The 12728-nt window shown below is 72.0% G+C and carries 12 protein-coding genes; 4 read left to right on the forward strand and 8 right to left on the reverse strand.

Going from position 1 to position 12728, the window contains the following annotated elements; translation table 11 throughout:
* Positions 1-21: 21 nt before the first annotated feature.
* The 6 genes from G4Z16_RS26845 to G4Z16_RS26870 all read right to left on the reverse strand — a co-directional run bounded on the left by G4Z16_RS26845 (position 22) and on the right by G4Z16_RS26870 (position 7454).
* Positions 22-549, reverse strand: a complete 528-nt coding sequence (locus G4Z16_RS26845) for an NUDIX hydrolase (RefSeq protein WP_197353203.1) — start codon at positions 547-549, stop codon at positions 22-24.
* A gap of 88 nt (positions 550-637) precedes the next feature.
* Entirely contained in the window at positions 638-3691 is a 3054-nt protein-coding gene (locus G4Z16_RS26850; protein ID WP_197353204.1) for a DEAD/DEAH box helicase family protein, read from the reverse strand.
* Between the two features lie 156 nt (positions 3692-3847).
* Entirely contained in the window at positions 3848-5479 is a 1632-nt protein-coding gene (locus G4Z16_RS26855; RefSeq protein WP_197353205.1) for an alpha/beta hydrolase, read from the reverse strand.
* Between the two features lie 228 nt (positions 5480-5707).
* On the reverse strand, positions 5708-6547 hold the full coding sequence (locus G4Z16_RS26860; protein ID WP_246531091.1) for a Mut7-C ubiquitin/RNAse domain-containing protein: 840 nt from the start codon (positions 6545-6547) through the stop codon (positions 5708-5710).
* Complete coding sequence (locus tag G4Z16_RS26865; protein WP_197353206.1) at positions 6544-6861, reverse strand: acylphosphatase; 318 nt, start codon at positions 6859-6861, stop codon at positions 6544-6546. Before G4Z16_RS26865 ends, G4Z16_RS26860 begins: the two co-directional genes overlap by 4 nt.
* Positions 6862-6974: 113 nt before the next feature.
* Positions 6975-7454: an excalibur calcium-binding domain-containing protein gene (locus G4Z16_RS26870; RefSeq protein WP_197353207.1), complete on the reverse strand. Its 480-nt coding sequence runs from the start codon at positions 7452-7454 to the stop codon at positions 6975-6977.
* A 201-nt stretch (positions 7455-7655) separates the two neighbouring features.
* Between G4Z16_RS26870 and G4Z16_RS26875 the strand changes: the two genes are divergently transcribed.
* Complete coding sequence (locus G4Z16_RS26875) at positions 7656-8324, forward strand: nucleoside/nucleotide kinase family protein (protein WP_197353208.1); 669 nt, start codon at positions 7656-7658, stop codon at positions 8322-8324.
* Between the two features lie 18 nt (positions 8325-8342).
* On the opposite strand, the gene G4Z16_RS26880 is transcribed toward G4Z16_RS26875, so the two are convergent.
* Complete coding sequence (locus G4Z16_RS26880; protein WP_197353209.1) at positions 8343-9047, reverse strand: type 1 glutamine amidotransferase; 705 nt, start codon at positions 9045-9047, stop codon at positions 8343-8345.
* 54 nt (positions 9048-9101) lie between these two features.
* Here G4Z16_RS26880 and G4Z16_RS26885 point away from each other — a divergent pair, with 54 nt between their 5' ends.
* The 3 genes from G4Z16_RS26885 to G4Z16_RS26895 all read left to right on the forward strand — a co-directional run bounded on the left by G4Z16_RS26885 (position 9102) and on the right by G4Z16_RS26895 (position 11405).
* Complete coding sequence (locus tag G4Z16_RS26885) at positions 9102-9575, forward strand: type II toxin-antitoxin system PemK/MazF family toxin (RefSeq protein WP_197353210.1); 474 nt, start codon at positions 9102-9104, stop codon at positions 9573-9575.
* Between the two features lie 215 nt (positions 9576-9790).
* Positions 9791-10606 (forward strand): MHYT domain-containing protein, encoded by an 816-nt coding sequence (locus tag G4Z16_RS26890; protein WP_197353211.1) that lies wholly within the window; start codon positions 9791-9793, stop codon positions 10604-10606.
* A gap of 82 nt (positions 10607-10688) precedes the next feature.
* Positions 10689-11405, forward strand: a complete 717-nt coding sequence (locus tag G4Z16_RS26895; protein ID WP_197354942.1) for a PIG-L deacetylase family protein — start codon at positions 10689-10691, stop codon at positions 11403-11405.
* Here G4Z16_RS26895 and G4Z16_RS26900 read toward each other — a convergent pair.
* Entirely contained in the window at positions 11380-12699 is a 1320-nt protein-coding gene (locus tag G4Z16_RS26900; RefSeq protein WP_197354943.1) for an MFS transporter, read from the reverse strand. The genes G4Z16_RS26895 and G4Z16_RS26900 overlap by 26 nt on opposite strands.
* Positions 12700-12728 lie beyond the last annotated feature (29 nt).

The raw sequence follows: 12728 nt of genomic DNA on the forward strand, positions 1-12728 counted from the left end.
CCGTCCGTCGCCCGACGCCCCTCAGCGGTCATGGACGGCGGACGGGGGAACGCCGGCCTCGGTGAACAGCCGGCGGTGGAAGGGGCCGAGGCCGTCGGGGACGGTCACGGAACGGAATGCCTCACGTGCCGGCAGCAGACGGCGGTGGGCCATCTCGAACTGCGGGTCCCACGGCTCCAGTTGCACCTCTGCCCGCCACATCGACCGGACCAGCACCAGGCCCTTCTGGTGGCCTCGGACGCACACGCCGCGGCTGTACCCGAGGAGGCGGCAGCCCGTCACCTCACAGCAGGCTTCCTCGCGTACCTCGCGGCGCATCGTCTCGGCCCACTGCTCGTTCCGCTCGGGGCGGCCTGCTGGCAGACCCCAGCGCCGGCCGTCGCGGCTGACCACGACGATCCGGTCGCCCGCGAAACACACCGCCTCGGCGCCGTGCGGAGTGCCCGGCGGCGGGTCAGGAGGCGGATGCCACGCGATGTGCCACGTCTGGCCGTTGATGGCCGCGTCGAAGCCGACGCCGTCCTCGGCGGTTTCGGCGTGCTCGTCCATGGTCCTCTCCAGCGGAAGCTCGGAGGCGCGGAAGCAGAGGGCGGCGCCCGTGCAGGGCGCCGTTCTCAAGCTTCCTGTGAGGCTCCGCTCACTGCCACGTCATCCGCATCGCCGTCGTGACCTCGAGCGGTGAGCCACCCGCCTGGGCGGCGAGGACGCCCGCTCCCTCCGGCCCGCGCGTATAGAGGGGTGTGCCCGTGCTGACGTACGTGTTCCAGGCACCCGCGAAGAGGTCCGCGAGGCGGCGGTTCTCCGCGAGCGGGCCGGGCACGGCGTGGTGGACGACCGCGTTCGCGGCGGGCCTGCGGCACAGCGTGCGGAAAGCCGCACCCACGGTGGGACGCGGCAGGAGATGGCGGGGCATCACATAGCGGGGTGAGGTCAGCGGGGAGACGGCCTCGTCGAAGGCGGTCGCGAAGAGCGAGGACGCCTCAAGAGGCACCCCGTCCAGCTCGACGCGGTAGGCCCCGGTCTCGTCGGGCTCGAAGGAGACACCCTCCGAACCGCGCGGTACCAGACCGGCCTTGTGCAGTGCCTCCGCCGTGGCCCAGGCGATGTGCACGAGCACGGGTGCCTCCGCCACTGCCTCCAGATGCCGCCGCACCACGGCCGTGCGGGTCGTGGTGTACGCGGCGCACGCCGCGAGGCCGCCGGCCGCGGCGGCGAGCGTGCCGGGAAGCGCGGCGGCCGCGGAAGCCACCGTCCCGAGCGCCCCGGCGAACGCCGCACCGGGAACGACCGCACGGGAGAGCACCGAGCCGGAGGACGGACGGGCCGGACGGACCCCTTGCGGCGCGGGAACCGCCGCCGGATGCGTGCCAGGTCGTGCCACGGGGGCGGCGGCCCTCGTGCGGGGGACGGTCACCCGGACCGTGTGGATCAACTCGTCCTCGTACGGCTCGCCGAGCCGCCACCGCTCCCGTACCTCGTCGCGGGCGGCGGCGCGCTGGAGCATCGTGACGTTGAAACGGTCGAACTCCGTTGTGGGAGGCGGGGCGTAAGGGGACAGCTCGGGGTGGACGTGCGGAACGCCGACCATGACCTCACCCGCGTCCGTCAGCCCGAGATAGCCGTCGTGCTTGCGGACGAAGCGGCTCCAGTCGTGGTCGCCGCGCGGATGCGCGTCCGCGACGCACACCACCGACCAGGTGTTGGCGACCTTGCGGGGATCGTCCGGGTCGAGCCGCAGCGCACGTCCCCGCGTCTGGACGACCGCGGTGGGCGTCGTCGCCTCGGTGAGATCGATCAGCGTGTTGACCCGGCGGGCGTCCCAGCCCTCGCCGAGCATGCCGCGGGTACCGATGAGCACGCGTGTGCCGCCCCGCTCGAAGAAGCGGGTCACGAGCTCGACCCAGCGTCGGCTGTTCCAGCCGGATGTGCCCGCGAGGCGGACGAGCGGTCCCGGGCCGGCCGCGACGCCGGCAACGCACGGGTCCCCGGCTTCCGGAACACCCTCGCCATGACCGCTCGTACCGCCGCCGACGGATCCGCTGCCCGCGTCCAGCGGCTCGATGCCCAGCTCCATCCCGGGAGGGCCGGCCTCACGGCAGTAGGCCATCAGCTGCTCCGCGGTCTCCCGTGACGCGGCCACCGTTCGGCCCGTCACCAGCACCGGATCGAGCGATGCCGTGCGTGGATCGGCCGCCAGTTCCTCCAGCACCAGTACCGCCGAACCGGCCTGAGCCTCCAGCACTCCGGTCAGCCGCACGGGCAGCGTCGCCGTCGCTCGCTCGTGGTCGCAGACGACGACAGCGCGCAGCTGCTCGCCGAGAGCCGCGTCCTCCGCCGCGAGGATCTCCTTCACGGCCTGCGGTTTGGCCGCGCTGCGGGCCAGCACCCGGTCGACGGGCGAGCGGCCGCCGCGGATGCCGCGTGCCGTCAACTGGTGCCCCACGGACGGGAGTGCCTTCCGCAGCGCCTCCAGAACCTCGGCGTCACGTGGCGAACCGCTGCGGCGCAGACAGTGCCGCACCCAGTCGTCCAGCAGCAGCACCCAGTCGTCCGCGCCGGGTGGCCGCCGGTGCTCCTCGTGCGGCCGCGCCCCTTCGGGCAGGGCGAGGAGCCCCGCGTGGTGGAACCGCAGTGCGGACGCGGTGAGTTCGGGACGTTCGCGTACCAGCCGGGACCAGGGCACGCGTGCTCCGTCGGGACCCCGGCGGATGACGAAGCGCTCGTCCAGCCAGCCGAGGAAGGGCCGGTCGGCGAAGCCGGGGTCGAGGAGACCGGTCGTCAGCTCGGTGAACCGTTCGGCCTCGGCGGCGAGCCAGTCCGCCTCGACGGGGGTGGGCGCGGTCAGCCAGCACAGTTCCGCGTACGGGGCGAGGTTCCCCTCCCGTACGGCGGCGGGGATCGAGGGACCCTGCACGGCGGGGCCGAAGAGCTCGGCCACCAGCTCGGCCTGTGCGGGTGAGAGCCGGTCGGGAGGTGTGGCGGTGAGGCCGATGACCGTGGCGTCGGGAAGCTCACGCAGCAGCTCGGCCAGCAACTCGCCCCAGGTGTCGAGGAGATGGTGACACTCATCGAGGAGGAGCGTGAACGTCCCCGTGCGGCGCAGCGCTTCGACGAGTTCGAGGCCCTGCGGACGGAGTCTGTGCAGATGGCGGACCGCAGCCGTGCTTGAGCCCGCCGAGTTCCGCTGCCTCCGCTCGCTGCCGTCCTCGTCGATCTCGGCGTCGGGGTCGAAGGAGGCGAGCGACTGGTAAGTGAGCACGGTGACGGGGGAGTTGAGGCCGCGGTCCGTGCCGGCGGGCACGGTCCTCGTGGTTTCGCCGGATCCTGCGTCGGCGTCCGCCGGGTCGCCGGTGCCTGCGTCGGGAACGAACGCCTCCCACGTCCGGAGCCACTGGCCCTGTATCGCGGTGTTCGGTGTGAGGACCACGACGGGGGCGCCGAGCCTGCGTGCGGCCTCGAGTCCCGTCAGCGTCTTTCCCGTGCCGGGCGGCAACACGACCCAGGCACGCGCCTGTTGAGGCGAACCGCCGGAGCCGGCCGCCTGGCCGGAGTCCCCGTCGGCCCTGGCGGGCTCGCCAACTGCCGCGCATCCGCGGGTCACCGGCGTGAGGCGCGCCAGCGCGTCCTCCTGGTGCTTGCGCAGCGCGTACGGCGGGCGCAGGCGGCTCATGGCCTCGGCGAGGGAGTTCACGCACGTACGGTAGGGCGGCCCGCGAGCGCTCCGGGCAGCGGGGCTCGCTCCCCCAGCTACCGCTGGGAGGTGCCCCGAACCGCGCCGGAGCACTCACGGAGCAGTCCGGATGAACCGGCCCGGCCGGCGAGCAGCCTGCCCGCCGGCCGGGCGGTGTCAGCCGCGGTTCCCGAGCAGGTGGTGCAGCTCGGCGCCGCGGTCGGCGGTGCTGTTGGAGCCGTACGGTGCCGGCACGGCGGACTTGGCGTCCTCCGGGCTCAGCGGCTCCGGGTCGGGCAGCGCCTCACAGGTGGCGTCCGGTTCGCCGCTGCCCTGGCCCTCGGGCACTTTGCCGGTCGCGAGGTAGTCGGCCAGGAACTTGTCCAGGCACTCGCTGCCGCCGAGGGTGATGCCGTGGTTGCCGCCGCCGTCTTCGACGACGAGGCTCGAACCGCGCAGCTTGCGGTGCATGTTGACGCCGCCCTCGTACGGGGTGGCCGCGTCATCGGTGGCCTGGAAGAGCAGCACCGGCGGAAGCTTCTTGTTCGAAACGTCCAGCGGCTTCTGGGACTTCGTCGGCCAGAACGCGCAAGGAGCGTTGTACCAGGCGTTGTTCCACGTCATGAAGGGCGCCTTCTCGTACACCTTCGTCATGTCGCGGTGCCAGGTGCCCCAGTCCCGCGGCCAGGCCGCGTCACGGCACTGCACCGAGGTGTAGATGGAGTAGCCGTTGTCGCCCTCCGCGTCGACGGCTCCCATCGCCTCGTAGGCGTCGACGATGGGCGCGGTGTCCTTGTCGTTGACGAACGCGGCGAAGGCGGCGGCCAGATCGGGCCAGTAGCCGTTGTAGTAGCCGCCGGGGATGAAGGTGTCCTCGAGCTCGGAGGGGCCGACCTTGTCGCCCGCGGGGTTCTTGCGCACCGCGTCGCGCATCTTGTACCAGGCCTGCTCGACCTTGGCCGGGTCCTTGCCGAGCTTGTAGTCCGCGTCGTGCTTGGCGACCCACGCGGCGAAGGCCTTGTGGCGGGACTCGAAGGCGTAGTCCTGGGCGATGTTGTCCTCGTACCAGACGCCGTCGGGGTCGACGATGCTGTCCAGCACCAGGCGGCGGACGTTCTCCGGGAACAGCTTGGAGTAGACGGCGCCGAGGTAGGTGCCGTACGAGTAGCCGAAGTAGTTGATCTTCTTGGCGCCGACCGCCGTGCGGATGCTGTCCATGTCCTTCACCGCGTTCACGGTGTTGATGTGGTTCAGCAGCTTGCCGTGCTTCTTGCCGCACGCCTCGGCGAAGCCCTTGGCACGCTTGATGTTGGCCTGTTCGCCCTTCGCGCTGCGCGGCACGCTGTCGGGGCGCACCGGGTCGAAGTAGCCAGGCTTGCAGTTGAGTGCGGGCTCACTCTTGCCGACTCCGCGAGGGTCGAAACCGATCACGTCGTACTGCGACGCGACCTTCTTCGGCAGCGACTTGGCGACGAAGCCCGCGAGAGTCAGCCCGCTGCCGCCGGGGCCGCCGGGGTTCACCAGCAGCGGACCCTGGGACTTGTCGGCGGTGTGCTGCACGCGCGAGAGCGCGATGGTGATCTTCTTGCCGTCCGGCTTGTCGTGGTCCAGCGGCACGCTGACCTTGGAGCACTGCAGGTCCGGGTAGTTCTCGGTGGCGCAGTCAGTCCACTTGAGTGTGCTGTTGGCACTGCCCGCCGTGTCCGCGGCGTCGGTGGATCCGGCATTCGCAGCCACCGGAATGGCTGTGATCAGTCCGGCCAGCACGACCGCAGCGCCGCCGTATACGGCTATGACGCGTCTTTTCATCCGAGCTCCAGGGGGAGAGTCAAGGCCGCACCTGTCGCGGCCATATCGCATCGTGCAGCACTCCGCAGCCACTCGGGATGCTTCCGAGAAAAATAGGTCCGGTGCTGTGACCTGGAACGTGCCGCTCCCCTCTGCGGGCCGCGGCGCCGGCGGCTCGCCACCGGGTCAACCGGCATGCCCCGCAGGCGAGTTGAGGTCTGCCCGGAGCATGTTGGGATGCTTTACGGCTTATGCCGGTTCCGATCCCCGGCCGGTGCGAAAGCCGTCGGCCCCACGTCGCGCACCGGAGCCGCGCCGCGTGCCCGACCTCGCCTCCGCCCCGTCACCACCCGTCGCCTCGAGTGCCGTCGTCACCAAGGACTCCAGCCTGCCGCTGTGCGCGCCGCGCCAGAAGAGGCGGGAGCACGAGCGGCAGCGCATGAAGGTGTCGTACGTACGCCGTGTGCCCGGACGCAGCAGCGCTGCGATCTCGGACTTCTCGACCGGCGCCAGCGTTCCGTTGCAGGCCATGCAGCGTGTCCACGGCTCAAGGGCCGGTGCGAACCGGTCGAGGACGTCGAGGAGTTGATCGTCGGGGCGGGCGCCCCGCACATACGCGCCCAGCCACAGAGCCCTGCGAAGGAGCAGCCCGCGGTCCTGCGTGAGCAGCACCCGCCGTTCGGCATTGGCCTGAGCGAGCAGCGCGTCGTCGGAGCTGTCGTTGCCGTAGGAGGTGTCCAGCCCGACGAGCCGGAGGCGCCTTGCCAGGGCTCCCAGATGCACATCGAGGACGAAGCGCGGCGGAGCCGGCGGGGGAACGGGCTGCGGTCGGGCGGCGGTTGCGACGTCGGCGACCTCCGCGTCGCGCGGGCGGTACGAGGGGCCGACGCGGCGGCCGGCGTCATCGTCCGGCCCGCGGACCGTCAGCTCGCCCACCTCCGTGAGCGGAACGCCCAGGGACTGGATGACATGGCCGAGCGTGGACGTCCCGTCGTGGGACAGGCTCGCCGCACCGGAACCGCGGTGGCGCGCGGCGAGGAAGAAGCGCAGGCTGTCGTCGAAGCGGAGCCGGATGTGCGCCGGTGTCACGGGCCGCTGTCGGGCGCGTCGCCGGGAGCCTGCTCGGCCGGTGGTGTCGGACGGACCTCGAAGGCCGTGAGCCCCTGCGGCTCCTCCTCGAAGTCCTCGACCTTCTCCACGTGGGCGGTCGGCGGGCCCTCGTGCGCCCAGTCGACCAGCTGCTCCACGATCCCCGTCTCACCTTCGAAGACGGCCTCGACCCGGCCGTCGGGAAGATTGCGGACCCAGCCGTTCACCCCCTGGGCCTCGGCCGTCGCGCGGCAGGTGTCGCGGTAGAAGACGCCCTGCACGTCGCCTGAGACGATCACGCGCTTGCGGTACATCGTCCGGACACCTCCGGTGGGTCATCGAGTCGACGCCGGTGGACCACGCGACCAGGATAGGGACATTGCAGGCGGGCGATCCACCGGAGACCCGGCGCCTGCCGGACCGCCCATCAGGTGTCGCAGCCCACTCCGTCCCCGTCCCGGTCCAGATGGCGGCCGTATCCCGGCTCGCCCCGGTGCACGGGGGCCGCGCCCGCCCTGCGTGCCTCGGCGCAGTTGCCGTAGTGGACGGAGGCGGAGCCGCCTGCCCCCGGGCCCGCGTCCTGCGGGGCGGGCGCCTTCGCGGTGACCGTCACCGTGGTTCTCACCTTCACCTCCTTGGTCTCGGTGACGGTGGGAGCCGGCTCGGCGTCGGGTGAGGCCGTCTCGGTGACGGTCGTCGTCGCCGTCGGGCGGGGACTCGCGGACCCGGCCGGCCCGTCGCCGGGAGCGGAGCCGGACGCCCCGGAGGTGCCCAGGGCGAAGCCGAAGAACCATGTGAGGAAGAGGCCCGGTAACAGGACGCGCTTGCGTGCCCAGCCCGGCCTGGGTGGTGGGCCGGGGTGTGGCCGGTACGGCTGTGGCTGGGGCTGCGGCTGACCGGGATGCATGACGACCCCCTTGTGATGTGAGGTCGCAAGTGTGGCCCGATGTAGGGGAATTAGGGAGAAGAAGTGATGAAAAAGAGGAGATGTCAATCGAATTGAGACCCGCGGCCATGCCGGCCGTGCCCGTCCGGAGGCACGAGAGGGGACGGCCCCCCGCGCCCTGCGCACATGCACACCCTCGGCGGCGCACGTCAGGATGAGTGCGTGCGACTCGAAGCGATCACCTGGGAACGCCTCACCGAGCAGCTCGCCGGCCTCGTCGAGGAGCGGGCCGCCGGCTCGGGGGACGGCGGCGAGTGGCGCCGCGTCGCCGTCGACGGCGCGCCGCCCGCGCGGCCCGGGGTCCTCGCCGGCCGGCTGTCCGAGGCCCTGCGCCTGCGCGGCCTCCCCACGCTCGTCGTGGACGCCGACAGCTTCCTGCGGGCGGACTCCCTGCGCTTCGAGTTCGGCAAGCAGGACCCCGACGCGTACTACGACCTCTGGCACGACACCGGAGCCCTGTGGCGTGAGGTCTTCGGTCCCCTGGACCCGGGCGGCGACGGCCGCGTCCTGCCCGATCTGCGGACCTCGTCGGCCGACCGGCCCACGCGCAGCGCTCGCGTTCAACTGCCACCGGGTGGCGTGATGTTGCTGCACGGGCCGTTCCTTCTCGGGAGATGGTTCCCCTTCGACCTGTCGGTGCATCTGGGACTCTCCGGCGGGGCCCTGGAGCGGCAGACGCCGGCGGACGAGCGCTGGAAGCTGCCGGCGTTCGCCCGTTACGAGGAGGAGGTGGCCCCGCGGGAGACGGCGGACGTCTTCGTGCGCGCCGACAAGCCGGAGCATCCCGCGTGGAACGGCCCGCCGCGGCACGGCAGTTCACTGACGGACTGACGCTCCGGGCGCATCGGCTCAGCCGCCGTGCACCACGGCCGCGAAGCGGCACGCGAGCGCGTGCCACACCCTGCGGGCCTCCGGCTCGTCACGCTCGGCCGCGCGGACCAACTCCTCGCGGTCGAAGCCCTGTTCGCGAAGCCGCTCCGCGTTCCAGCCCCGAATCGTCTGCGGTGTCGACTCGGGATGGAACTGCAGGCCCCACGCGCATGTCCCGACGCGGAAGGCCTGCACCGGACAGCGCTCGCTGCTCGCCAGCCAGCGGGCGTCCCGGGGCAGCATGGTGATCGCGTCGACGCGGTGCTCGACGGACTTCACGCGGGGTGGCAGCCCGTGGAAGAGCTGGTCGTCCAACGCCTCGGGCAGCAGCGTCAGTTCGGTGCTTCCCGACTCCGGCTGACCGTGCCGCGCCCGCACTGTCCCGCCGGCGACGTACGCCAGGAGCTGCGCGCCGAAGCAGATGCCGAGCACCGGCACGTCCCTCTTCAGTGCCTGCCCGGCCAGTTCGCGGACGGTGGCGAGCCACGGTGCGCGGTCGTCCTCGTCGGGCATGAAGCCGCCGCCGAGCAGGAGAAGGCCCTTGTGGCCCGACAGGTCCTGCGGCAACTGGCCGCCGTCGTAGGCGTGCACGACGTCCAGTGTGAGGCCCTCTTCGCCGAGCCAGTCGCCGATGCGTCCCGGCCCTCCGGCCGGGGTGTTCTGCACAACGAGAACCCGTGTCATTCCGCACCGCCTCCAGTCGTCACCCGGTCCCGGGGACGGCGATAGGTTCCCGGCATGAGCCATTCAAGCAACGACGTCCGCGACGGTGCATCCGCAACCCCCGCGGCCCCGGGCAGCAGCGGCCATGCGGCGACCGAATCGGTGGAGCCGACAGATGTCGGGGCCGTACGCACCGCCTACGCCCCGGACCCGGACGGCGATCCGGACCCCGGCGAGATCGTCTGGACGTGGGTGCCGTACGAGGAGGACGACGGCAGGGGCAAGGACCGTCCCGTTCTGATCGTCGCCCGGGAGCCCCAAGGCACGCTGCTCGGCGTCCAGTTGACCTCCCGGGAGCATGACGGGGAGCGGGGCTGGCTGCCGCTCGGAAGCGGCCCGTGGGACCGCAGCGGACGCGACTCGTGGGTGGGCACGGAGCGGGTGCTGCGCGTGCATCCGGACGGGATGAGGCGCGAGGCGTGCGCGCTGGACCGGGCGCGGTTCAACCGTGTCGTGCACCGTCTGCAGCAGATATACGGGTGGCGGTGAGCAGGGGACTTCTCCGCACCGGGAAACAGCCTCGGAAACCGCATCCGGAACCGTGCCGGGAGCCCACCCCCCGCCCGGCAGACCGCCGTGACGGGCTTGCCGGAATGGGCCGCGCGGGGGCGCGCGGGAACTTAACATGAGGTCCCCGTACATGTGTTCACCATGTGACGGTCCTGTGGCTACCGACTCACGCTTCCTGATGGGGATGACGGGCGATGTTCCGTACTGCTGCTACGCAGCCGGACGTTCTCACCTACGGACCGGTCACGCCCTTGCTGGCGTACGGCATGGCCTGCGTGGGCAGCGCCGTCGGTCTCAGATGCGCCCTGAGAGCGCCCCTGCTCGGACGCAGAAGGGGAGCCGGGTGGCTGGCCCTTGGATCCCTCGCCATCGGAGTCGGCATCTTCACCATGCACGTCGTGGCGATGATCGGCTTCAGCGTGGGTGAGGTGCCCATCGGCTACGACATGCTGATGACGTACGCGAGTCTCCTCGTCGCCGTCCTGGTCTCGGCGGTGGCGCTCCTCCTCGTCTCCCTGCGCCGGTACACCTGGCTCGCCGTGCTGGGCGGAGGGCTGGTCCTCGGGCTGGGCGTCGCGTCCTCGCACTACGTGGGGATGATGGGGGTGCGGGTCGCGGGTGCTGTCCGCTACGACGACCGGGTCATGATCATCTCCGCGGCCGTCGCCGTCGTCGTGAGCTCGGTGGCCCTGCTGTGCGCCAGGTGGGTGCGGCACATGGGAGCCTCGATCGCGGCGGCACTCATCATGGGGCTGGGCTTCGTCGCGATGCACTACACCGGCATGGCGGGGATGACGGTGAGCCTGTACAGCGACGCGGGGGCCGTGGGCAGTTCCTCGCTGGGCGCCCTCACACCCGTACTGATCGGACCTGTCCTGCTGTTGCTGCTCATCGCGCTGTTCGTCAGCCTCGATCCGATGATGGAACGGGACGGCCGGCGGAAGTGGGGAACACGTCCCGGGGAGGGGACGGGCGAGAAGCTGGAGTGGGTCCCCTTCGAACGCCGCTGACCCGGGCGCCGGGAGGGCCCGGGCAGCCGGACAGGGAGAAGGTGGACGCGTGGCCCCGAACAGTGGCGACCAACTGGCGGAGATGCCCGGCAACTGGACGAGGGCCCTCGCGGTCGTCGCACATCCCGACGACATGGAATACGGGGCGGCCGCGGCCGTCGCCGAGTGGACGGCGCAGGGCAAGCAGGTCGCCTATCTCATGGTCACGCGCGGCGAGGCGGGCATCGACGATCTGGAACCCGCCGAGAGCGCACGGGTGCGAGAGGCCGAACAGCACGCGAGCGCTCGCAAGGTGGGCGTCGTCTCGGTCGAGTTCCTCGATCACAAGGACGGCGTGATCGAGGAAGGGGTGCCGCTTCGCCGCGACATCGCAGCCGCCGTGCGCAAGTGGCGTCCCGAACTCGTCGTCACGATCAACCACCGCGAGACCTGGGGCGGTACCGCCTGGAACACCCCCGATCACCGTGCCGTGGGCCGCGCCGTCCTGGACGCGGTCGGCGACGCCGGCAACCGGTGGATCTTCCCCGAGCAGCTGGAGCCGGGCGGAGAGGGTCCCTGGGGCGGGGTGCGGTGGGTGGCCGTCGCCGGGTCGCCGGAGGCGACGCACGCGATGCCGGTGGGAGAGGCGGCCGTGGAGCGGGCCGTGGCTTCGCTGTCGGAGCACCGCGCGTACATCGCGGCACTCAGCGACGAACCGGTGGAGAGCTACGCGCGCTCCTTCACGGAATGGGTCGTGGGGCTGGCCGCGGAGCGGTTCGGCGGGCGGAGCTGCGTCACTTTCGAGCTGTATCCGCGGTGACGTCCGCGGCGTCGCCGCCGGCTTGCCCTGTGGCGTCGCGGCGCGCCAGGCCCGCCAGCGTCATCACCAGGACCGGCAGCAGCAGCGCCGCCGCGAAGGCACTGAGCCAGCCGTAGCCCGCCGTCGAGACGACGAGCCCCGCCAGGGCGCCGCCGGCGCCGGCGGCCGCGTTCATGGTCAGATCGGACAGGCCCTGCACCGCCGCGCGGGCAGGCTGCGGCACCGAGTCGGTCAGCAGCGCCGAGCCGGAGACGAGCGCCGCCGACCAGCCCAGACCGAGCAGGAACAGGCCCAGGCCCGACTGGGTGTGGTGGCCGTCGGCGGTGCCCGCCAGCGCCGCCGCGCAGGTGAGCAGCGCGACGGAGAGCACGATGACCGTGAGCCGCCCGAAGCGGTCGGCGAGCCAGCCCATCACCGGCGAGAACGCGTACATGCCGACGATGTGGGCGCTGATGACGAGGCCGATCATCTCGATCCCCGCACCGTGGTGCCCGAGATCGACGGGTGTCATCACCATGATGGAGACCATCGCCGTGTGCGCCGCGGCGATCGTCACCAGGGCCAGCCGCGCATGCGCGGAGGCGGCCACGGCGGCGAGTCCGGCGCGCAGCGAGCGGTCGGCTCCTCGGGAGCGGCCCTTCCAAGCCGGGGGCGGATGAACGCCGGTGCCCCCTTCGGGGCCGGTGGCCGACTCGCTGGACGCCGCATCCCGTGACGCGGCGTCCGTCTCGGCGTCGGCGAGGGCGCGGGCCGTGAGCAGCGGATCGGGACGCAGCAGCACGTGGATCAGGACGGCCGTGACGAGGAAGACCGCCGACCCCCAGACGAACGCCCCCGCTGTCGCCGGGATGCCCAGACCCGTGACGCTGTCCCCCGCGGGCCCGGCGATGTTGGGGCCGAGGACCGCTCCGACCGTGGTCGCCCATACGACGAGGGAGATGGCGCGGGCACGCTGATCCGGCTCGGCGAGGTCGGCGGCGGCGTACCGGGCCTGGAGATTGGCGGAGCTCGACGCACCGAAGGCGGTCATGCCCAGCAGCAGGAGCGGGAAGTTTCCGAGCACGGCTCCGGTGACGACGACGGCACCGCCCACCGCCCCGATCAGATACGCGAGGCACAGTCCGGCGCGGCGGCCGCGCGCCGCCATCAGGGACGCCAGCGGCAGCGACAGCAGCGCCGTACCGATGACGGACGAGGTCGAGGCGAGCCCGGACAGTGCCTCGGAGCCGCTGATCTCCTGGGCCAGGACGGCTGCCAGCGTCACGGCGGTGGCGACGCCGAGGCCGCCGAGCATCTGACTGACCACCAGCACGCCCGCTGTGC

Source organism: Streptomyces bathyalis (genome assembly GCF_015910445.1).
GTDB lineage: Bacteria > Actinomycetota > Actinomycetes > Streptomycetales > Streptomycetaceae > Streptomyces > Streptomyces bathyalis.